This is a genomic window from Terriglobus saanensis SP1PR4, assembly GCF_000179915.2.
GTDB classification, from domain to species: domain Bacteria; phylum Acidobacteriota; class Terriglobia; order Terriglobales; family Acidobacteriaceae; genus Terriglobus; species Terriglobus saanensis.
In genome coordinates this window covers 1,640,091-1,661,029 of the sequence record NC_014963.1, presented here as the reverse complement: position 1 = coordinate 1,661,029, position 20,939 = coordinate 1,640,091, and the positions used below count along the sequence as shown (strand labels likewise).

The 20,939-nt window shown below is 57.6% G+C and carries 18 protein-coding genes, 1 pseudogene and 1 riboswitch; of the genes and pseudogenes, 11 read left to right on the top strand and 8 right to left on the bottom strand.

The genetic code is table 11. The annotated features are described in order from the left end of the window. Positions 1–29 precede the first annotated feature (29 nt). From ACIPR4_RS06940 to ACIPR4_RS06915, 6 genes are all read left to right on the top strand, one after another. Positions 30–593: a TPR end-of-group domain-containing protein gene (locus ACIPR4_RS06940; RefSeq protein ID WP_013567945.1), complete on the top strand. Its 564-nt coding sequence runs from the start codon at positions 30–32 to the stop codon at positions 591–593. A gap of 118 nt (positions 594–711) precedes the next feature. Continuing rightward, a complete protein-coding gene (locus ACIPR4_RS06935; protein ID WP_013567944.1) occupies positions 712–1,767 on the top strand; it encodes a gluconeogenesis factor YvcK family protein in 1,056 nt (351 codons plus the stop codon). Beyond that, positions 1,764–2,330 carry a GNAT family N-acetyltransferase gene (locus ACIPR4_RS06930; RefSeq protein WP_013567943.1) on the top strand — a complete coding sequence of 189 codons (567 nt, stop codon included), beginning with the start codon at positions 1,764–1,766 and terminating at the stop codon, positions 2,328–2,330. The genes ACIPR4_RS06935 and ACIPR4_RS06930 overlap by 4 nt, the downstream gene beginning before the upstream one ends. Before the next feature lie 17 nt (positions 2,331–2,347). After that, on the top strand, positions 2,348–3,676 hold the full coding sequence (locus ACIPR4_RS06925; RefSeq protein ID WP_013567942.1) for a M16 family metallopeptidase: 1,329 nt from the start codon (positions 2,348–2,350) through the stop codon (positions 3,674–3,676). A 68-nt stretch (positions 3,677–3,744) separates the two neighbouring features. Then, positions 3,745–4,605, top strand: coding sequence for a helix-turn-helix transcriptional regulator (locus tag ACIPR4_RS06920; RefSeq protein WP_013567941.1), 861 nt, complete (start codon positions 3,745–3,747; stop codon positions 4,603–4,605). Positions 4,606–4,687: 82 nt separating this feature from the next. Beyond that, entirely contained in the window at positions 4,688–6,337 is a 1,650-nt protein-coding gene (locus ACIPR4_RS06915) for a cytochrome c oxidase subunit I (RefSeq protein WP_013567940.1), read from the top strand. A 308-nt stretch (positions 6,338–6,645) separates the two neighbouring features. Here ACIPR4_RS06915 and ACIPR4_RS06910 read toward each other — a convergent pair whose 3' ends face one another. The 4 genes from ACIPR4_RS06910 to ACIPR4_RS22355 form a co-directional block, all read right to left on the bottom strand. Further along, positions 6,646–7,749: a PLL family lectin gene (locus ACIPR4_RS06910; protein WP_013567938.1), complete on the bottom strand. Its 1,104-nt coding sequence runs from the start codon at positions 7,747–7,749 to the stop codon at positions 6,646–6,648. Positions 7,750–8,265: 516 nt separating this feature from the next. Beyond that, positions 8,266–8,844: an outer membrane beta-barrel protein gene (locus ACIPR4_RS06905; protein ID WP_013567937.1), complete on the bottom strand. Its 579-nt coding sequence runs from the start codon at positions 8,842–8,844 to the stop codon at positions 8,266–8,268. A 144-nt stretch (positions 8,845–8,988) separates the two neighbouring features. Then, positions 8,989–10,611 (bottom strand): aminotransferase class V-fold PLP-dependent enzyme, encoded by a 1,623-nt coding sequence (locus ACIPR4_RS06900; RefSeq protein ID WP_013567936.1) that lies wholly within the window; start codon positions 10,609–10,611, stop codon positions 8,989–8,991. Positions 10,612–10,714: 103 nt separating this feature from the next. Then, positions 10,715–10,876 carry a DUF3309 family protein gene (locus ACIPR4_RS22355; protein WP_013567935.1) on the bottom strand — a complete coding sequence of 54 codons (162 nt, stop codon included), beginning with the start codon at positions 10,874–10,876 and terminating at the stop codon, positions 10,715–10,717. Between ACIPR4_RS22355 and ACIPR4_RS06895 the strand changes: the two genes are divergently transcribed. The 3 genes and pseudogenes from ACIPR4_RS06895 to ACIPR4_RS06890 all read left to right on the top strand — a co-directional run bounded on the left by ACIPR4_RS06895 (position 10,851) and on the right by ACIPR4_RS06890 (position 14,605). After that, entirely contained in the window at positions 10,851–11,453 is a 603-nt protein-coding gene (locus ACIPR4_RS06895; RefSeq protein WP_342612430.1) for a DUF72 domain-containing protein, read from the top strand. The genes ACIPR4_RS22355 and ACIPR4_RS06895 overlap by 26 nt on opposite strands. Beyond that, a pseudogene (locus tag ACIPR4_RS23290) lies at positions 11,372–11,653 on the top strand (DUF72 domain-containing protein); the annotation flags it as partial. The gene ACIPR4_RS06895 and the pseudogene ACIPR4_RS23290, both read left to right, overlap by 82 nt. 117 nt (positions 11,654–11,770) lie before the next feature. Continuing rightward, a complete protein-coding gene (locus ACIPR4_RS06890; protein ID WP_013567934.1) occupies positions 11,771–14,605 on the top strand; it encodes a protease pro-enzyme activation domain-containing protein in 2,835 nt (944 codons plus the stop codon). A 7-nt stretch (positions 14,606–14,612) separates the two neighbouring features. Here ACIPR4_RS06890 and ACIPR4_RS06885 read toward each other — a convergent pair whose 3' ends face one another. The 3 genes from ACIPR4_RS06885 to ACIPR4_RS06875 form a co-directional block, all read right to left on the bottom strand. After that, positions 14,613–15,446 carry a class I SAM-dependent methyltransferase gene (locus ACIPR4_RS06885; protein ID WP_013567933.1) on the bottom strand — a complete coding sequence of 278 codons (834 nt, stop codon included), beginning with the start codon at positions 15,444–15,446 and terminating at the stop codon, positions 14,613–14,615. Positions 15,447–15,582: 136 nt separating this feature from the next. After that, positions 15,583–17,868 (bottom strand): 5-methyltetrahydropteroyltriglutamate--homocysteine S-methyltransferase, encoded by a 2,286-nt coding sequence (gene metE / locus ACIPR4_RS06880; protein WP_013567932.1) that lies wholly within the window; start codon positions 17,866–17,868, stop codon positions 15,583–15,585. 145 nt (positions 17,869–18,013) lie between these two features. Continuing rightward, a riboswitch (cobalamin riboswitch) is annotated at positions 18,014–18,215 on the bottom strand. Between the two features lie 32 nt (positions 18,216–18,247). Beyond that, a complete protein-coding gene (locus ACIPR4_RS06875; RefSeq protein ID WP_013567931.1) occupies positions 18,248–19,279 on the bottom strand; it encodes a radical SAM protein in 1,032 nt (343 codons plus the stop codon). Between the two features lie 285 nt (positions 19,280–19,564). Here ACIPR4_RS06875 and ACIPR4_RS06870 point away from each other — a divergent pair, with 285 nt between their 5' ends. Then, positions 19,565–19,894 (top strand): PadR family transcriptional regulator, encoded by a 330-nt coding sequence (locus tag ACIPR4_RS06870; protein ID WP_013567930.1) that lies wholly within the window; start codon positions 19,565–19,567, stop codon positions 19,892–19,894. After that, complete coding sequence (locus ACIPR4_RS06865) at positions 19,891–20,622, top strand: hypothetical protein (protein ID WP_013567929.1); 732 nt, start codon at positions 19,891–19,893, stop codon at positions 20,620–20,622. Before ACIPR4_RS06870 ends, ACIPR4_RS06865 begins: the two co-directional genes overlap by 4 nt. On the opposite strand, the gene ACIPR4_RS06860 is transcribed toward ACIPR4_RS06865, so the two are convergent. Further along, positions 20,619–20,927 (bottom strand): hypothetical protein, encoded by a 309-nt coding sequence (locus ACIPR4_RS06860; RefSeq protein ID WP_013567928.1) that lies wholly within the window; start codon positions 20,925–20,927, stop codon positions 20,619–20,621. The two genes, ACIPR4_RS06865 and ACIPR4_RS06860, sit on opposite strands and share 4 nt — an antisense overlap. Between the last annotated feature and the right edge of the window lie 12 nt (positions 20,928–20,939).

Sequence of the window (20,939 nt, the reverse complement as noted above, 5' to 3'; positions counted from 1 at the left end):
CCGTTTTGTCTCAGAGCACAGGAAATCCCATGGTCACCGCGAAAACCCCGACTCCTTCTACCACCAAACAGCCCTCCAGCCCCTCTGCGAGCAGCGCTGCCCCGCAACCGGATCCAGCACGCGTCAAAGCGCTCGAGCAGTATGAAGTCGCAGTCCGTCTTCTACACGAAGGCAAATACGACAAGGCCCACGTGGCCTTCAACAAGGTGCTTGCCATCTCTCCGCCGGACTTTGCCGACCGGATCCGCATGTATCTGGATACCTGCGTCAAACAGTCCACCAAGAACAAACACTCCTTCGCCACGCCTGAAGAGCAGTACGATTACGCTATCTCGCTGCTCAATGACGGCCACTACGAAGATGCCCGTGAGCAACTGACCCAGATCGTCAAAGCGCATAACGAAGCCGATTATGCCTTCTACGGTCTCGCCGTCCTCGCCTCCATGACCGGAGACGCGCATAAATGTCTCGACCATCTCACGGAGTCCATTCGCTTGAATACGCTCAACCGTATCCAGGCGCGCTCCGACTCCGACTTCCAGGACATGGCCGACGACCCACGCTTCACCGAACTCCTCTACCCCGAGGCCTAATTCATCCCGTTCGCCCAGCGGTCGTCTTCCCCGACCGCTGGGTAGGTGAAGACGGACTTCTTCGCGTTTCTACGCGTGAAAAACCTGGTTGCACCCGAACCACTACAATCCTCAGAGCATGCCGCCACCCCAAAAACGTGTAGTAGCCATCGGCGGAGGCACAGGTCTCAGCACGCTCCTGCGTGGCCTCAAGCGCTATGTGTCTCATCCGACGGTGTCTGTAGACACACACTGCGATGAAGATCCCTGCCGCATCTCGCACCTTGCCGCCATCGTCACCGTGACCGACGACGGGGGCTCCTCCGGTCGCCTCCGCGACGACCTCAACATTCTTCCTCCGGGAGACATCCGTAACTGCATGACGGCGCTCTCAGAGGACGAACACCTCCTCACGCGCCTCTTCCAGTTCCGCTTTCCCGATGCCGCGCCGGGAGAAAATGCCAGCGACCTCGCCGGACACTCCTTTGGCAACCTGTTTCTCGCCGCCATGAGCCAGGTCACGGGAGACTTCGCCCAGGCCGTCCAGGCCTCCTCCCAGATTCTGGCGATCCGTGGCAACATCTACCCGGCCACGAATGCCAACGTCACCCTCTCCGCCCAGATGGACGACGGCACCCTGGTCCACGGCGAGACCAACATCACCAGGTCACAGCGGAGTATCGTGGAACTGCTGCTCGACCCGCCCGACGCTCCACCCCTTCCGGAGACGCTGGAAGCCCTTGCGAAGGCGGACCTGATCACCCTCGGGCCGGGATCGCTTTACACTTCACTCGTCACCAATCTGCTCGTGCGCGGCATTCCACAAGCCATTGCCAACTCCAGCGCGACGCGGGCCTACGTCTGCAACCTGATGACCCAAGCCAACGAAAGCCTCGGCCTCACCGCCTCCCAGCACCTCGAAAGGCTCTTCGCGCACGCCGGCAACGAACGCATCTTCGACTATGCCCTCGTAAATACGGCACCGATCTCTCCGGAACTGCTCGCCCGCTACGCCTCCGAGGGTCAAACCCCGATCACCCCCGACTTGGACGCCATCCGCGCCCTGGGAGTCATCCCTATCCCCGGGGACTACATCCACACAGGCCCTGGTTCAGATTCCGTCCTTCGCCACGACTACGACCGCGTCGCCGCCACCCTTCTGGACCTTCCGGAGCGACAAGGCCAGACCGCATGACGCCCACCCTGACCGGCGGGAAGATCCGCCTGGAACCGCTTACACCTGCGCATCTTCCCGCCCTTGAAAAAGTGGCCTTCGATCCCACCATCTGGCGCTACATGAAGTACAAGGTGACGAATCCTGCTGAACTGAAGGCTTGGGCCGACCTGTTCTTCGATAAGCCGGGCACCCTTTTCTGGGCGAATGTTCTTCAATCCACCGGTGAACCCATCGGTTCCACCCAGTTCATCGATCTGGATCCCGAACACCGCAGCGTAGAAATCGGCAATACCTGGATGGCGGAACCCTTCCGTGGAACCCCTGTCAACCCGGAAGCCAAGCTCCTTCAACTGACTTATGCCTTTGAAACCCTCAACTTGCGCCGTGTCGCGTTAAAGACACATCACCTCAACCTGCACTCTCAGGCTGCCATCCGTAAGCTCGGAGCGCAGTACGAAGGCACCTTCCGCAATCACTGGATCATGCCCGACGGCAGCACCCGCCACACCGTCTGGTTCTCCATCACCCCCGACGAATGGCCCACAGTCAAAGCGGGACTGGAACAACGTCTAGCTCGCTGAATCGCTACAATAAAGGGATGCCCATCTCCGTACCCGTCGCTGAGAATGCGACTCTGGCCGAAGTAGCCACACCTACAAGAAACATCCGTACCACCACCCTCTCCAACGGCCTCCTTGTCCTCACCGAGTCCATGCCCCACATGCGCTCCGTCTCCATGGGTTGCTGGGTCCGCACCGGCTCGCGCGACGAACCCAAAGAGCTCAACGGCATCTCCCACTTCGTCGAACACATGGTCTTCAAAGGCACCACCACGCGGTCGCAGCAACAGCTATCGCGCGAAGTCGACGCCATCGGCGGCAACCTCGACGCCTTCACCGGCAAGGAAACCGTCTGCTTCAACATCAAGGTGCTCGACACCAACCTCGACACCGCGCTTGAGCTCCTCAGCGACCTCGTCCTGAACCCGACCTTCAACGCCGAAGACCTCGCCCGCGAACAGTCCGTCATCCTCGAAGAGATCAAGATGGACGAGGACAACCCCGACTATCTCGTGCACGAGATCTACACGCAGAAGTTGTGGCCTTCAGATTCCCTCGGACGCCCCATCCTCGGCACCGTGGAGACCGTCTCCAGCTTCAACCGTGAGATCGTCGCCGCCTTCCACCACGAACGCTTCTCTCCACGCAACATGGTCTTCTCTGCCGCAGGCCATCTTTCGCACGAAGATCTCCTCGCCAAGATCGAAGCCCGCTTCGGCAGCCTGGAAGATATCGCAGCGGAAGACCTCCTGCACCGCCACGCTCCGCCCATGACGCCGCACATCACCCTGCATGACAAGAAGTCGCTCGAACAGGTGCAGCTCGTCCTCGGAGTCCCCGCACCGCCCGTCAACTCGCCCGACCGCTATGCCCTCTATCTTCTGAACACGATCCTCGGCGGCGGCATGAGCTCACGTCTCTTCCAATCCGTACGCGAAGAAGCCGGTCTGGCCTATTCCATCTACTCGGAGATGAACCCCTTCCGCGATACAGGTTCCCTTGCCGTGTACGCCGGAACGTCCATCGAAAAGACGCCAGAGATGCTTCGCCGTATCCTCGCCGAGTTCACGCGCCTGAAGAACGAACCCATCCCCGACGACGAGCTTCTCCGCGCGCAGACACAGCTCAAGGGCAACATCGTCCTCGGCCTGGAGAGCTCCAACGCACGCATGTCCAACCTCGCACGGCAGCAGATGAACTTCGGGCGTTTTGCTTCTGTGGATGAAGTAGTCGAACAGATCGATGCAGTCACCCCAGCGGACATGCAACGCATCGCCAACGAGCTTCTTCACCAGGACAAGCTCTCCCTCACCCTGCTCGGCAACCTGGGCAAGCTGAAGATCACCCGCGAAGATCTGGCGTTCTAGCCACGGAGAGCAATTTTCTCCAAGACACATCCTCCCTCAGGGAGCACTCTGGAGAGGGAGGATTGGTCATGGCGCGCAGCATCGAAGCTCCACCAAAACGTGCTCTATGCCCTGCTCGAGCGGCAGGTGAAACCTCGGTCCTCCTGCGCTGGTCGGAGCTCGATGGCGCGGAGCTTCTGCACGGTGACTTCTACCACCACGCCTTCCTGCCTCACTGGCACGACGCCTACATGCTCTCCATCTCCGCCCACGGACATCAGCGTCTTCGCTTGCGCGGCACGGAGCATATCGTCTCTCCCGGAGTTCTCACCTCGCTCCATCCGGGAGAACTGCACGACGGAGAGGCTGCGGATCCCGCAACAGGCTGGCACTTCCGCGCTCTCTACCTCTCCGAAGAGTTGGTGCGCTCCTCGCTCAGCGATGACGACTTACCAGAGACACCAGCATTTGAGATATCTCCACGAGATAGTCAGCCGTTAGGCGAGACCTTTCTTCGTCTGCATACCTCGCTGCAACAGGCCGAGTCGCGGCTCGAACGGGACTCGCTCCTTGTGCACTATCTCCCGCAGTTCTTTCAGCGCGACCGTTCCATCACGAACCGAAGCGTCAGTCTCTCGGACACCTCAGGCGTCGAACATGTGCGGGACTTCCTGCACGCCACATGGCACAACTCGGTACCTCTCGAAGATCTGGCGCAGATTGCAGGAATCAGCCGCTTCCACCTGCTCCGCACCTTCCGCAGGCGCTACGGCCTGCCACCGCACGCGTACCAGATGCAGCTCCGCGTCCGCCACGCCAAGGAGATGCTCTTCGCTGGCATGCCTCTGCGCGAAGTCGCGCTCGACACAGGCTTCTACGATCAGGCGCACCTGACCAACACGCTGCGCCGCTACACCGGTGCGACACCTGGCCGCCTGCTTCTCGCATAACCGCAATAACTTCCAAGACCGCGCGCATGAAAAAACCTACGCTGCAACTACGGCTCCCATTCCGGGGCCAAAGGAGCATTCCGTGGGCGAAACCATTCTCCGTCTTCCACCCAAAGAAACCGCGCGTCTTCCGCGGAAAAGCTACCTCACAGAAAAGGGCTTCCTCGGCTGGATCCTCACCAAGGATCACAAGCGCATCGCGATTCTTTACCTCATCTCGCTGAGCTTCTTCTTTCTCCTCGGCGGCATCTTCGCAGGCCTCATCCGCATGGAGCTGCTCACGCCGAATGGAGACCTGGTCTCCTCCGACACCTACAACAAACTCTTCTCCATGCACGGCATTATCATGGTCTTTCTCTTTCTGGTGCCTTCCGTGCCTGCGACCCTGGGAAACTTCCTCGTCCCCCTAATGATCGGCGCGCGTGACCTCGCCTTTCCGCGCCTCAATCTCCTGAGCTGGTATCTCTATCTGATCGGCGGTCTGCTCACGCTCATCGCCATGGCGACAGGCGGCGTCGATACAGGCTGGACTTTTCTCACGCCGCTCTCGACGCACTACCTGAACACTAACGTCGTCACCACGGCGTCGGGCATCTTCATCGCAGGATTTTCGTCGATCCTCACGGGCATCAACTTCATCGCCACGATCCACCGTATGCGCGCGCCGGGCATGACTTGGTTTCGCCTGCCGCTTTTCATCTGGGCGAACTACGCAGCCTCGATCATCATGGTGCTGGGCACGCCTGTACTGGCCGTCTCTCTGGCCCTGGTTGCGCTTGAGAGGCTCTTCGGTATCGGCGTCTTCGACTCCACAAAGGGCGGCGATCCACTGCTCTTCGAACACCTTTTCTGGTTCTACTCACACCCTGCGGTCTACGTGATGATTCTCCCCGGCATGGGCATCATCTCGGAGGTCATCAGCACCTTCAGTCGCAAACGGATCTTCGGCTACACGGCTGTTGCCTTTTCTTCAGTCGCCATCGCTCTCTTCGGCTTCTTCGTCTGGGAACACCACATGTTCATCATGGGCGTCTCCAACTACTCTGCCCTGATCTTCAGCTTGCTTACGATGGTGGTGGCGGTCCCTTCGGCCATTAAGATCTTCAATTGGCTCTTCACATTGCAAAAGGGATCCATCACCTTTGAAACACCCATGCTCTACGCCTTCGGCTTCATGGGACTCTTCACCATCGGCGGTCTCACCGGAGTTTTTCTCGGCTCCATGGGCATGGACATCCAACTCACGGAAACCTACTTTCTCGTGGCCCACTTTCACTTCGTCATGGTCGGAGGCATGCTGATGGCTTTCCTCGCGGGCCTGCACTTCTGGTGGCCCAAGATGACCGGCCGTATGTATCCGGAGACCATCTCGCGCTTCGCAGCGGTCACAACCTTCATCGGCTTCGTCCTGACCTTTTTGCCGCAGTTCGCGCTTGGCTTCCTGGGCATGCCCCGCCGCTATCACTCCTACCCACCCGAATTTCAGGTGCTCAATGTGATCTCCACAGCAGGCGCATCGATTCTTGGCGTGGGCTACATCATGCCCGTCCTGTACTTTCTCTGGTCCTTGAAGTACGGAGCCATCGCTGGCGCCAACCCCTGGCAAGCAACAGGTCTCGAATGGCAGGTACAGTCGCCTCCGCTGGAAGAAAACTTCTTAGAAGTCCCCGTGGTGCATCAGGAAGCGTACGACTACGAGTGGCTGGAGGCGAAGGCTACGCAGGTTGCTTAATCAATAAGAAAGGGTGTGAGCTCTCCGCAGATAAACTTCTGTCGCTTCGCCTCTGTAGACGAGGTAGTTGAGCAGATCCACGCCGTCACTTCGGCGAGGATGCAGTGCATCGCCAACGAGCTCCTGCCCCAGGAAACTCTCCCCGCTCGGTAACCTGGACAAGTTGAAAATCACCCGTGAGAATCTACCCTTTTAGCCAAGGATTTTTTCCAGTACATAGCTCTTGTAGCGGCGATTCAATTGAATTAGGCAAATCGCGCTGGGGAAAAGCGATCTCCGCGTGGAGAAACACAGAGATCGCTTCAGCCCTATTGTCCGGGAGTTACAAGTGCGGACAAGCTCTTAACCTCACTCAGCCAGACGCTGGGTTGAGCATTTGTGGGACTACTGAAGGTGGCTGCTATTGCAATCAAGTTATTCGCATCGGATGCCACGGTGGGCGGATGCATTATCTGGGGAACGCCAGGCACATTCAATACCGATGGGGTACCTAATACATACGAGAAGGTTTTGCCGTCCGAATCAAGAAATGCAGTAACAGAAGTGCAATCTATTCTTAGCACGTTTCCGTCTACACCACAGACTGCGAAGTTTCCAACTAAGTCTTCATCGGAACCGATAGAGGCGACGGAGGTACTGAAGGACAGGTTTTGGGTAAGAGAGAAACTAATGTCGATCCAAAGATTTTGCCAAAAGTCGCCACCTACACTAAAGCTTTGAACGTATAAATGATGGTCGGTGCCGGTTTGAAATACGACGAGAATACCGTTTGAGACAGCAGCGCTTACGCTGGAGGTGGTAAATCCACCGCCAGGGACCACATTAAAAGAACCCCAATCGATGCTTCCATTGGAATTGATCTGGTGCGCCGATGAGAAGTTAATGGTTTCGTCGTTATAAGTAGCGAAGATGAAGATCGAGTTACTTGTTGTGGCTGCCACGGCTGGACGCAAATTCGTTCTCGCCCGACCTGATATTCCTGGAACGACCGTCCAGGTTGCGTTAAATGCCCAGCTCGAAGGAGCTTCCGAAGCATTGCTCATCACCATGGAATAATAGTTTCCGTCTGTTCCAGCCGATACAGCTATAACATTTGATTGAAACGTGACGAGCGCTGGAGCGGCCAGGGTCGTCCCACTCGGAACCTTAATCCAGGAGCCCCTGTTGATGGAGTACCACATCGCGTTCGACGCATCATTGGCGCGAGCCATCATTACAGGAACGCCATTCAGAAACGTCAGAGCCGGTGAATCGGAGCTTGTACCTCCCGCCACCTGATTGAAGTCTGGATCCGCATAGGCCGCCTTGCCGGTCAACAACGCAAGGGTGCATAGTACGAAAAATGCCGTGAGCCATCTCCGGTTGTGACTCTTGCCGCAGCCAGAGCGAACTAATTTATCGTCTACGATCACAGAAGTATCTCCTTTTGAATATGCATGAGTAAGTAATGCTTAGAGAAGCGAGAAGAAGAGCGGGATTTCTGCATGTAAAGATGCGCCGCCAGCAGTTTTATTCCCGAACATGCACTTCTATCCCGACCCGTACGGTCGTTGCGCATCCTTTTAAATGCAGTCAAGTAGGACGGGATCAATCGCAACTTTTGATAGGAACTTAGGATCAATAGGTCAGAATGAGCAGCTTGATTTCAATAAAATCTAAGGGTTTAACTAAATTCGCAGCTGGCGCTTCGAATTTTAGCTGCCGCCTGGGACATGACTAAAATACGTCCTCACGCCTTTAAAAAGATTGCACTTATACCCGCATCAGACCCAAAATGGGCTACAGAATTTTATGCGGATGACATATATCGCATAACTATCGAAAAACGGATGCCGCACACGTCTTCGCTTTTAGAAAAGCACCGACCTACTTATAGAGGGCACGCGACTACGAGTGGCTGGAGGCGAAGGCTACGCAGGTCGCTTGAATTAATGAAAGCGATACGCCACGCCGATGGAAATCAACTGCGGCTGAGGGTTCTGGATCGGGACGTTCAGCCAGCTTTGATACTCGTACTCTGCGCGCACGTTGATGTAGCTGGTCGCGTGGTAGTCCACGCCCACCCCCAGGGCATATAAATTGAACGCAAGCGAACCAGCGCCATCAGGGTAGTTGTAAACCCCACGCCCGATCATCGCCTTCGCGTAAGGAGCCATCCTGTACTTGCGCACAACAACATATCGCCCACCGAACTCAACCGTGTTCTCGGATTGGCCGTCGTCTTGTTTGCCCTTGGCGTGTCGGATATTGAGTTCCACTCCGTAGTGCTCACGCCAATCGAAGGTCGCGTATCCACCGAATCCCTTCAGATCCACCTTCTGCGATAGAACCACGGGATCGATGAACGAACCCGACACGGTCTGAACCGGAAGATACTTCGATTGGCCCAGGACAAACTCCGCGCCGACCTGCAGATCTCCCACACGACCAGCCGTATACGCCGCTTGCGCCCACAGTATAGGTGTGGATATTAACGCCATGCTGGCGACAATTTTCAGAAAAAACACCTGGAAATCTCCACTCTTGAAACAGAGCAGCCTCTGCACCGGGCGGACGCCATGCAACACGACACAAGATGAGCTGTAACTAAGTAGACGACGGGCGGCACAAACGTGATTACACGCTCTCTAAACAAACGTCCCGGTCAGGCTTTAGCTGCGCACTGCTTCCCAGGTAGCTTCACCATACTCCCCCATTGCCAGCGTTCCCGACATGCTGCTGCCTTGTACCACGCCCTTAAAGTGGCACGTCAGTGGATAACCCACCACAGGCAACACGCTCGTCATCGCGATCTGGTCGGCATGAACCGCACCGTGGAACGTGGCGTTGTACAGTTCGCCATGATGATCGCCGGTTACGACATTTCCTTCCTGCTTCAGCACAAAGCGCTGTTCGCCTGTGCCGCGCAGATAATGAATCGTCACAGCCCAGTTCCCTTGCACTGAAGCCGAAGTCCCCGTGGGTATAACGGGATCCGCATAGTGCGGAGGATGGCTCAGCGCTGCATAGATCGCATCGGCCACAATCTTCACCTCGGCTGGCGTCATGATGTATCCATAGATCGTCACCGAACTCATCATTGTGTCCGGACGAACGCCCGTTCCACCCATCACGATTCGCGTCGGTGCTTCATCAAGCAACTTCGCAAGCTCGGTCCCGGTAATTCCGACGACACTTGCATCCCACGTAATCCGCACGCCCGGACTGCGATCGATCGAGCCCTCTGGAGCCGACGGCAACACGGTTGCCTTCACCGAAGGAAGACCCGTCATGCGGTCCGCAATCGACTGCATCCAACCGAGCCACATCGCCTGTTCCGCCGTATGATCTCGCGTGTGCCACGCACGTACGGCGGCCAGCAGCCCCATCGTCTCTTCCTTGCTGCACTTCATCGCGCGGCCGTAGTTGTGATGCGGTGCGCCTTGAAAATAGGCAGCCTGGCAGAGACCCTTATTGCCAATCAAAAGCCCTGCGGACTGAGGTCCACGCATGCATTTGCCACCGGAGTAAGCCACCAGGTCCGCTCCGGCCACAAGATGAGGATTCGGTGTATTTGGCTCCGTCGCCGCCGCGTCCACAAATACCGGGATGCCCTTCTCTTTGCAGATGGCCGCAAGATTTTTCGTGCTCATCGGTGTGTCGTCGTAACGAGGATTCGCCAAAATATAGAGCATGGCGGTGCGCTCGCTAATCTTTGCGCGGAGCTCCTCCGGAGTCGAGAACTCCACCATCTCCACTCCACACATACGCACCCCAATGTCATACGGATTGCGCGAGGTCTTCGGGATCACCACCTGGTCTTTCTTCTTGATGTACGGAAGAGCCTGGCTCTTCTCTACATCTGTTCCGGCGATGCAGGCCACGGTTGCAAGACAGGTTGCCGCGGCTGTTCCGGTCGTCGCAATACCCCACTCCGCTCCGCACAGTTTACCCAGCTCCGCACCCACAGCCAGCATCATTTCATCCATGCGGACGTGGTACAGCGACGCGTTGTACATCGCCTGCTTCACCTCGGGCAGCGAAGTGGATCCACTGATTGCCGTAATCGTGCCTCGACAGTTGATGAGTGGCCGAATCCCCAACCTCGTAAAGAGATTGTCGTGAAAATCGCCGTCTGTATGGGGCACCTGCTGCGACGTCAGGACCTGACCCGCCTTCGTCGAAGAAGTTTTCTTCGTCTCGCCCAACATTGCATCCGGCACAGCAGTGCCAACGGTTCCGGCCACCGAGATCATTCCGGCCTGTTTCAATACATCGCGTCGTGACCAGCGCATCCTCTTGACCCCTCATCCTAAAAAATCAAACTACAGCCTTAACCGCGAACACAGTCCCGCACCGTCGCGGGACTGTGTTCAAACGAGCGGAAACCTGGTTTCGCTAGATGCGTCCGCGTCCTCTACCGAAGAGCAGGTAAAGAATCACGATGAGCAGCACGAGGCTGAGTCCGCCACCGCCGTAGTAGCCGACGCCAGGACCCATGTAATAACCACCGCCGCCGAAGAGAAGCACGAGAATGACAAGAAGAAGTATGAGTGGCATGCGCGAAAGTCTAGCACGGGAACGCATAGAACCGATGAGAATGCATCCAACAGGGATGAATCGCATCGGGACCGCAGGCTGGTCGCTCCCCGCAAAGCCAAAAGCAGAAGGCACCCACCTCTACCACTACGCTCGCACGCTCAATTGCGCGGAGATCAACTCCACCTTCTACCGTCCCCATCGTGCCACCACCTGGGCAAAGTGGGCTGCGGAGACACCTGCGCACTTTCGCTTCTCGATCAAAGCGCCCAAGGCCATCACGCATGAGGCAAAACTCCGCGAAGCCAAAACTTTACTTCACGGCTTTTTTGACCAGATCAAACCCATCGAACACAAACAGGGGCCCATTCTCTTTCAACTACCGCCCTCGCTTGCCTTCGATGCCACGCTCGCCGAGGACTTCTTCACCACGCTTCGTGCGCTCTACAAAGGGGAAACCGCCTTGAGCCACGCCACGCCACATGGTTTACCGAAGAAACCGATGTACTCCTCCGGCAGTACGCAGTCGCCCGTGTGGCAGCCGATCCGGCCAAGGCATCCCCCAAAGCAGCCATTCCCGGAGGTGACGTTACGCTGAGATACTTTCGTCTCCATGGCTCTCCGCGAACGTACTACTCCAATTACGAACCCGAGTTTCTCGCTGAGCTGGCGGAAAAGATCAAGGCGCACAAAAACACCTGGGTCATCTTCGATAACACTGCACTCTCGTACGCCTACGCTAACGCGTTGGCGCTCAACCACCTTGTGACTGCCACCGATGACGCTTATTGGCGGTAGTCTATGTACACCGCCAACAAAAAAGCTCGTCCTAACTCTCGAAGATAAAACTTTTTAGCTCCTCTTCCCAACCGGCATTTGCCGATACAAGAGGAACAAGTACAGAAGGCATAAAGTATGCGATACGGCACGACTCTGCGCAACGTCATCCCCTCACTCTTTTGCACATTCTTCCTGGGATTTGGCTCCCTGTCCGCCTTGGCGCAGAAGCCTGTCGCGCGCATTACTGCGGAAATCAGCAATGAGCAGCGTACCCCGATCGCCGGATCGCGTTCCCCCCATGCGCTCGCAGCCGACGATGCCGGAGCCGTTCCCGCAGGAACCAAACTCGAGGGCATGACGCTGATCTTCAGTCGCACCACAGCACAGGAAGCAGACCTCCAGGCACTCCTCGCTGCGCAGCAGGATCCGACCTCTCCGATATACCACCAGTGGCTGACAGTGGATCAGTTCGCCGCTCGCTTCGGAGTCACCGACGCCGACATCGCGAAGACAACAGCCTGGTTGCAAGCACAGGGCTTCACGGTCGACAGGGTTTCCCGTAGCAAAGACCGCATCGTCTTCTCGGGCGAAGCCCAGCAGGTGGCGTCTGCCTTCTCTCCTTTGCGTTACTACAAATCGGACGGTGAGAAACGTTACGCGCCTTCGGCGGACATCAGCATTCCCACGGCTCTCTCCGGCATCGTAAAGGACGTCGCAAATCTGTCGAACTTTCGTGCTCGGCCGCATGTTCGTCTAAATCACTCGCAGGCTGTGGCTTCGCCCAACTTTACCTCCAGCCAGACTTCGAGCCACTACCTCACACCCGGAGATATCACCACGATCTACGACGTAAAAGCCGCTTACAACGCAGGCTATACCGGCACGGGCCAGTCGATTGCGATTATGGGTCAGTCCGCGGTCGTAGTTTCCGACATTGAGAAGTTCCAGACGGCAGCCGGGCTGCCGATCAAAGACCCCACACTCACCCTCGTTCCCAACACGGGAAGCTCTACCGTCTACACCGGCGATGAATCTGAATCCGACCTTGACCTGGAATACTCGGGAGGCATCGCCAAGGGCGCAACGATTTTCTTCGTCTACACCGGCAGCAGCTCGAACAATGGCGTATTCGACTCCATCGCTTACGCGGTCGATACACAGCTTGCAACAATTCTCAGCGTGAGCTATGGTCTCTGCGAGACAGAGTTGAGTGCGAGCAACTTCTCTTCCTACAACGGCGTTCTGGAGCAGGCCGCCGCACAGGGTCAGACCGTCATCGTCTCTTCGGGAGACGACGGTTCGACGAGCTGCAACGACGCGACCACGCTCACGACCGCACAGCGGCAGGCCCTCGTCGTCAGTTTTCCGGCCAGCAGCCAGTACGTCACCGCACTCGGCGGAACGGAGTTCACGGCAGCTGCCGTTGCGACCACCAACACCACGTACTGGCAGGCCGCAAGCGGAAGCGATGTCATCAGCTCCGCTCTTTCCTACATGCCGGAAATGGTCTGGAATGACGACTCTGCCGCCAACGGCCTGAGCTCCGGCGGCGGTGGCGTCAGTTCCATGGCCCCGCGCCCCACGTGGCAGACAGGAGTGACTGGCATCCCCTCCGGCAACTTCCGTCTCGTCCCCGATATCTCGCTTACCTCTTCAGCCTCAAACGCCGGTTACCTGTACTGCTCCAGCGATACGACCGTCGGCATTACCGGCAGTTGCTCGAATGGTTTCCGTGACGCAAATAGCGTCTATCTCACCGTTGCCGGAGGAACTAGCTTCGCTGCTCCCGTCTTCGCGGGCATGCTGGCTATCATTAATCAGAAGCTGAACTCTACCGGCCAGGGCAACATCGACCCCACGCTCTACACACTGGCCTCGAACGCTGCAAACTACGCTTCAGCATTCCACGACATCACGGTAGGTACGAACGCCTGCACGGCCGGCACCTGCTCCACGGCAGGCGCGTCGGCCTACGCCGCAACCACCGGGTACGATCAGGCCACAGGACTTGGTTCCATCGATCTCTACAACCTGCTGACCCTCTGGCCCACCAACGCCGCGACCGCCACCCTGGCAGCCACCACCACCACGGTCTCGGCGGCCTCTAACACCGTCGCCTCTGGTGTAAGCGACGTCATCACGATTACCGTCGCTTCGGGATCGTCGACTGTAACCACCGTACCCGCTGGAACTCTGACCATCACAGTCGACGGAACCACAACGACCAAAACACTTGCTCTGAGCACCGCTGGTACGGCAACTTATACCTTCTCCTCGACGATAGCTGGCGCACATGTCATCAAGGCCGTCTACTCCGGCAGCGCCATCTACGCCGCGTCGACCGGTACTGCCACGGTCACGGTAGGCGCAGCTGGCTCTGGCACCGGCAGCTTTACGCTCGGCGCAACCGCAGTCAACCTAACTGCCGGAAACTCCGGCACTTCCACCGTCACGGTGACACCAGCTGGAGGCTACACGGGCACGGTTGCCTTCAACGTGACCGTCAGCGGTTCCCTCTCGAACGCCTGCTACACGCTGAACAACGCGGCCATCACGAGCACAACAGCAGTCACAAGCGCACTGACGATCTACACCAGCTCCACCGCCTGTGCCACGGTTTCGTCCGTCAGCGGAAGCGGCATGCGGAAGATCACCTCCACCGGTGTATCCCGACTGGAAAGCAACAGCCTTCCTGCATCTCCCTCCAATAAAGCGGACATAGCCGTCGCGGGTATGCTCTGCCTGGGTCTTTTCGGCTGGCGCTCGCGTAAGCTTCGCCTCTACGTCGTACTCTCGCTTGTCACGGCCATCGGCTTTGGCATCAGTGGATGCGGTTCCTCGGGTTCCAACAGCACCACGACCGCAACAACGAACGCGACCAAGGGTTCGTATACCCTGACCATCACAGGAACGGATAGCGCAACCAGTACTATCACGGCAACCACGACCACCACCCTGACGATCAACTAACAGGGTCTCAGGAAGAAGGATTACGTTTCGCCGTAACCTGCAGGTATTGGTTATGGATAAGCGTATGACTCTCCGGATCGGAGGCGACGTTGGCACCCGCCCAAAGCGCCTCTAGCTCTGCCGCCAAGGCCGCCTGCCCGGTTTCATCCAGGCGACCAAAGGCCATCTGGGTGGGTCCGAAGTACTTGCGGAAAAAGGCAACCGTCCCTGCAGGGTTCATCGGTAGATCGAACTCAATAGGAATCAACTTCGTTTCGATCTCTGTGAAGGGACCTGCGAGACGCCTGAGAACAGTCGTCTCGTCTCCCCATAAAACAGGAGGTGCGATGCCAGGTGGCGGCGGCGCATGCAGGCTACCCACCTTGAACATCTGTCCGGAAAAACCTGCGGGATTCCAATTCGCCATAGCGAGCAGCCCACCCGGCTTAAGAACACGCGCAAGCTCCGCTGTAACCACCTCCGGTCGAGGCGCGAACATGGCGCCAAACATCGTAACCACCGCGTCGAAGGTTTCATCGTCGTAGGGAAGCTCTTCGGCATCCCCTTCATCGAAGCTCACGGTCAAACCCTCGGCAGCCGCGCGTTCCCTTGCCTGCACAAGAAGATTAGGAGCGATGTCCACTCCCGTCACTACGCATCCCTGCCGCGCAAGCGGAATGGCAAGATTCCCCGTCCCGCAGGCCACATCCAGAACGCGGGATTCCGGCGGCAGAGCCAGGCGATGGACAAAGGCCTCAGCACCTCCGGAGATCGTCTTCGCCACGACGCCGAAATCACCGGCCATCCAGGTCGCGCGCATAGAGCTTTTGATCTGTTCCATCGAAGGGCCGGAAGCGCTCATCGTGTCTCCTGGATCGCAGGATAAGATCCCTGCAATCACAGTAAGACTGCTCGACATCGCTGACCGCGTCAAGCCAAAATATTCGGAGGCAAGTGAGGTCTACGGGCTTCCATCACCCGTAGACCTCACCAGCAGACTACGCGTTCAACGTCAACCGCAGCTCGCCAGCAGCTTTGACCATGTTCTCCAGGGCCTCCACCGTCTCCGGCCAACCGCGCGTCTTCAACCCGCAATCTGGATTCACCCAGATCTGCTCAGGCTTCAGGACCTCCAACGCCAGCGTCAACAACTCGCTCATCTCGCCGACGGAAGGAACGCGCGGCGAATGGATGTCATACACGCCCGGTCCGATCTCGTTCGGATACGCGTGCGCACGGAAGGCCTCCAGCAGCTCCATACGCGAACGCGCCGTCTCCATCGAGATCACGTCCGCATCCAACGCTGCAATGGCAGGCAGGATGTCGTCGAACTCGCAGTAGCACATGTGTGTATGGATCTGCGTCTCATCGGCAACGGAAGAAGTCGCCAGCTTGAACGCCTTCACCGCCCAGTCGAGGTACGCAGCCCAATCCGCTCGACGCAGAGGAAGCCCCTCACGCAACGCAGGCTCATCCACCTGGATGATGCGGATGCCGATGCCCTCCAGGTCCGTCACCTCGTCCCGCAACGCAAGCGCAATCTGCCACGCCGTCTGCTGCCGCGGAATATCGTTCCGAACAAAGGACCACTGCAAGACCGTGATCGGCCCCGTCAACATGCCCTTCATGGGACGCGTCGTTAGCGAACGAGCATAGCTCGTCCACTTCAACGTCATCGGCGTCGGACGGGACACATCGCCATAGATCACAGGCGGCTTGACGCAGCGCGATCCGTAGCTCTGCACCCAGCCGTTCTCCGTGAACGCAAAGCCATCCAGGAACTCGGCAAAGTACTCCACCATGTCGTTGCGCTCGAACTCACCGTGCACCAGGACATCCAGCCCAATGCGCTCCTGCTCGCGGACACACTCTGTAATCGCCTTCTTTAGGAACGCTTCATACTCATCCGCAGTCTCATGACCTTTCTTCCGTGCCGCGCGATGCTTACGCACCTCCGCCGTCTGCGGGAACGACCCTATCGTCGTCGTCGGCAGCAACGGAAGCCCAAGCTCTTCCCTCTGCACAATCGCCCTCTGGGTATAGGCCGAAGCGCGCGCGAAGTCGGTCGCCTGGAGCTCAGCCAGCGCCGCACGAACCTTCGCATTGGTGGTCGTCTCCGCCGCCTCACGATCGGCCACTGCAGCCGCATTGGCCTGCGCGGCAGCCACGTCGCCCGTGCCCAGCGCCACAACTTCAGCAACCTTCTCCGTCGCAAACCGTAGCCAGCTCTTGATCCGCGAAGGCAGCTTGATCTCGCTACCGAGATCATGTGGAACATGCAACAGAGAGCAGGAAGGAGCAGCAAGAACACGCTCCGCTCCAAGACCCTCCACAGCTTCATTCAACTGCGCAGAAGCGACGGCAAAATCGCTCAGCCAGATGTTCCGTCCTTCCACACAACCGACGCTCAACACCTGTTCCGGCTTCAGCGCCGCGATCACCGCCTTCAACTCTTCCGGTGCACGCACCACGTCAATGTGAATGCCAGCCGTCCCAAGATCGACAGCCAGAGAAAGATTGTCCCCTAGCGCATCGAAGTACGTCGTCAGCATCAACTTCACCGGCACCATGGCCAGTTCGGCATAGACGCTGCGATAGCTCTCAGCCACACCGGTCTCCAGATCGGTCACCAGCATCGGCTCATCGATCTGCACCCACTCCACACGCTCTGCGGCAAGTGCTTCGAGTACCTGTCTGTAGGCGGACGTGATCTTCGGTAACAACGTCATCGGATCGAACGCCCCGTCAATGCCCTTACCCAGCAGAAGCAGAGTCAACGGTCCAACAAGCACCGGACGCGTTTCGATGCCAAGCGCACGTGCCTCGCGCACCTCGGTCAACAGCTTGGTCGTATCCACTTCAAACGAGATTCCTTCAGACCACTCCGGCACGAGATAGTGGTAGTTCGTATCGAACCACTTCGTCATCTCCATCGCTGTCTGTTCACGGCTGTTCCGCGCCATGGCAAAATAACGCTCCAGCGTTACCGGCCCAGTGCCAAAGCGCTCCGGAGTTGCTCCTACGAGGACCAGCGCATCCAGCACCTGGTCGTAAAGCGAAAAGTCATTCGAGGGAACGAAGTCGAGACCCGCTGCCTTCTGCGACTTCCAATGCTCGGCGCGCAAGCTCGAGGCCACTTCAAGAAGTTCGGACTCTGTCCGCTTGCCTGCCCAAAAACCCTCCAGCGCGAACTTCAACTCACGCTGACGCCCCATACGCGGAAAGCCCAAATTTGCTGTCTTCAACTTCACTGTCGGGGACAAAGAAACTACACCTGCAACCATCTCGGTTCTCTCCTGGAGTACGGAAGAACCACCCATGCGCAGGCAACACCGCCCTGCGAAATCGCACGGAGATGCAGCAGTGGTCACCGGTCCAATCCACGAGAGCGGTATCCTCAAACGCACCCACGGTGAGCGCACAGCGCTTCCATGGTGGTGGCGGCAGGCCGGTCTTCGGACTCTGGGCAACCTACTCCATCGCCGCTTCCCATCTCGTTGAGACAGTGCGTTGGCTCGCGCCTTGCAACGTTTCGCTCCCATTACCGCTGCGGGACAGCGCCGGAGTTACACCGGCTTCCCGTTTAACAAAGTTCTCTCGCGAGACTTTGACCTGCACACTCCTACTTTACATCGGAAGAGCTTTGCCGACCTCGAACCTGCATCAGCTTTGCAGGATCTTGAAGGGCACTGGTTCTGGATCAACAACTTGCGTCCTTTGCAGGCTACCGCGCAATTTTCTCCATCTTTTCCCCACACGGTCAGAAGCTTTGAAGAGGTGTCCTGCAGTCAGTGGACCCACCAACTTGTAATTGCCAACCGCTGCAAGCCCCATCGAAGCCAGGCATCCACACTGCTCGCAATCCGGCTCGCCCCCAAACTGGCACGGTCCAATCCGCGTCTTCAGGTCAGCGGAGATCGTCTCCGTTGTCCTCGCAAAGATGCACTCCTCCGGGTTCTTTGGAGGCGACGCAATCTCTTCCAGCACAGGTTCCGGCATGTCGAGCTTCGGATACTTCAAACGCAGCTCCCGCAACTCGGCAATCACCTGCATACGCTGCGAAGGCGAAAGAATCTCCAGATCCGTAGCGCCCATCTGCGGCGTAAACAAACTGAACCAGACCCTCGTAATCTCCGGACGACTGCACCAGAACGCCAGAAACTCGTCGAGATAACCCGGCCGCTCCACGATCTGCGACGTGATCGTGCAGTGGATCGAAACCTTTGAGCCCTGGATGTTCTTTAAAATGCGTTCATAGGTCGCAGGCTTTCTCCGCGCATCGTGCTCCGGCTGCAGACCATCGATGGAGACCACAACGTTCAGCTTCTTGTACTCCTTCCACGCAGGCGGAATAATCCGAAAAGCACTCGTCACAACCTGTGTATGCACACCACGGCTCTCGATCTGCGGCAGGAGGGCTTCAAGCTCTCGGTAGCGGACCAACGGATCGCCCCCCACCAGCGAGAGATGCAGCGGCTTGTGCTCGTCGATCAAAGCGAGAATCTTCTCGATCAGCACATCTCCTTTGAAATCGGAGAGCTGGCGCAATTCCGTGGTCCCGCCAAGATGCGCCGCGTCGAAGGCATAGCAGCCGGGGCAGCGCAAAGGACACTCTTTTGTAATTTCAATGGAAAGCGAAGGCGCGCGTCCGGCCAGAATCATGGCCCATGCCTGAAAGACTTCAGACTTCTTCATGTACTTCTCCCGGATCGCGCCGCAATGCGGTCGATTCTGGTGACAAGGAGGGTTTCAGCAACCTTCCCAATGGAACGGCCATCGCGAATTCGCCAACGTTGAGGAATTGGATGTCGCGCAGCAAAGAGAGAGTGCAAAGCAAAATCTGACGGCTTTGCAAGCTGCTTCGTGGCCCCAGGACCACGATCCGAAAGCGCAGGATCGTAAAACACGTTCTGGAGATCATGCCATAAGATCAAAGTTCTTGACAGGCCCTAAGCTTAGTACCACAATGTAATTCAAATCATGCTTGGTGAATTTGAATACGCCCTGATTACCGCCGCCGCAGGACTTGGAGACAAGGCCTACGGCGCCGCCATTCGCGAAGAAATCGAAGCCAGCACCCTGCGAAAGTGCTCGATTGGCGCACTTTACACCACGATCGAGCGCCTCGAGAAGAAGGGCCTGCTCAAGACCTGGATGGGGGAAGCCACTCCTCAGCGCGGAGGGCGAGCCAAGCGCATGGTGCTGGTGACTGAAACGGGAGAGCTGGCAGCAAAGAACTTCTACGATGTCGTCATGCGCGTCAGCATGAACGCCCGTTGGGCCATGGAAAAAGGTGGGAGCCTCTCATGAGCAGCCTCGTCCAGACCTGCGTCGAAGTGTTTTCGCAGTTGTTGGAGTATAACGAGCGCGAAGCGGTACTGGGCGATTTGGAAGAGACCGGCGTATTCGGAGGGCTGGCTCTACGCGACGTTCTTGGTCTCGTTGTCCGCAGAAAGCTTGAAATATGGAAGAGCTGGCGACCCTGGCTTACTTCACTGGGACTCGCCGTGCCCTGCAGCTTTTTGCTCATAGGCCTCTCACTCCATGTCAGCCAGACCTGTCAACGCCTCTTAGGATCGAAAGTCGAACACGCATCAGAACTCATCGTAGGGCCGGGACTCGCTCTGTTCGTATGCAATGTCCTGCTCCTTATCGGATGGTCGTGGACGGGAGGCTTCGTCATGGGATCGGTCTCACGACGAACGGTAAGCGTCAGCGCGATCTCTGCGTTCATCCCGTGCCTCTTCTGTATGTCCAGATTTCACGTGGCATTCCTGTCACGCTTCTCCCTCGTCCTGTTTCTCTTTCCCGCGATCTGTGGCGTAAGTCATGGGCTTCGATTCGCACAGATCAAATTCAAACCAGCACTCGCTATGGCCATCGGAATCACGTTGCTGAGCATTCACACATGGAGTAGCAGCGGTTTTTGGTTTCCGAACTGGGTACTCAGCTGGCCCGTATGGTTCCTCGTCATGACCGCGTGGAGAGACCGTCCGCACAAGCTTCACATCGTTGCGCAATCCTTCCGCCAGACCTAAGCCGCCGGGTGCTCTCCGATCGAAAGAGAGGAACCCTTTTCCGCGCCCGCAAACTCAATGACACAGCGCCTGGAAGAACAATCCACCGACAACGAACGCGGGCCATACGAAAGATACACAAGAAAAGAGGAGTGGCGCTTCTCCGTCGGGTGAACGCCCCACTCCCCCTGTGTGGACACATAGGCGTTCTCTCTTACGACCGTCTGCGGTTTGCGAGAATCAGTGATCGACTTGGCTGCTTCGGCCAGGGAAGCAGTCACAGCGAGTGCAAGCAATGCGACAAACCAACGCCTCGGAGTTCTCATATCTTTTCCTCG

Bases quoted from the DNA above. Each gene is read 5' to 3' on its own strand.
- ACIPR4_RS06885 (WP_013567933.1), bottom strand. From the start codon at position 15,446: ATGAGCGCTTCCGGCCCTTCGATGGAACAGATCAAAAGCTCTATGCGC.
- ACIPR4_RS06925 (WP_013567942.1), top strand. From the start codon at position 2,348: ATGCCCATCTCCGTACCCGTCGCTGAGAATGCGACTCTGGCCGAAGTA.
- ACIPR4_RS06900 (WP_013567936.1), bottom strand. From the start codon at position 10,611: ATGCGCTGGTCACGACGCGATGTATTGAAACAGGCCGGAATGATCTCG.
- ACIPR4_RS06865 (WP_013567929.1), top strand. From the start codon at position 19,891: ATGAGCAGCCTCGTCCAGACCTGCGTCGAAGTGTTTTCGCAGTTGTTG.
- metE (WP_013567932.1), bottom strand. From the start codon at position 17,868: ATGGTTGCAGGTGTAGTTTCTTTGTCCCCGACAGTGAAGTTGAAGACA.
- ACIPR4_RS06895 (WP_342612430.1), top strand. From the start codon at position 10,851: ATGACAAGAAGAAGTATGAGTGGCATGCGCGAAAGTCTAGCACGGGAA.
- ACIPR4_RS06860 (WP_013567928.1), bottom strand. From the start codon at position 20,927: ATGAGAACTCCGAGGCGTTGGTTTGTCGCATTGCTTGCACTCGCTGTG.
- ACIPR4_RS22355 (WP_013567935.1), bottom strand. From the start codon at position 10,876: ATGCCACTCATACTTCTTCTTGTCATTCTCGTGCTTCTCTTCGGCGGC.
- ACIPR4_RS06920 (WP_013567941.1), top strand. From the start codon at position 3,745: ATGGCGCGCAGCATCGAAGCTCCACCAAAACGTGCTCTATGCCCTGCT.
- ACIPR4_RS06930 (WP_013567943.1), top strand. From the start codon at position 1,764: ATGACGCCCACCCTGACCGGCGGGAAGATCCGCCTGGAACCGCTTACA.
- ACIPR4_RS06935 (WP_013567944.1), top strand. From the start codon at position 712: ATGCCGCCACCCCAAAAACGTGTAGTAGCCATCGGCGGAGGCACAGGT.
- ACIPR4_RS06870 (WP_013567930.1), top strand. From the start codon at position 19,565: ATGCTTGGTGAATTTGAATACGCCCTGATTACCGCCGCCGCAGGACTT.
- ACIPR4_RS06940 (WP_013567945.1), top strand. From the start codon at position 30: ATGGTCACCGCGAAAACCCCGACTCCTTCTACCACCAAACAGCCCTCC.
- ACIPR4_RS06890 (WP_013567934.1), top strand. From the start codon at position 11,771: ATGCGATACGGCACGACTCTGCGCAACGTCATCCCCTCACTCTTTTGC.
- ACIPR4_RS06875 (WP_013567931.1), bottom strand. From the start codon at position 19,279: ATGAAGAAGTCTGAAGTCTTTCAGGCATGGGCCATGATTCTGGCCGGA.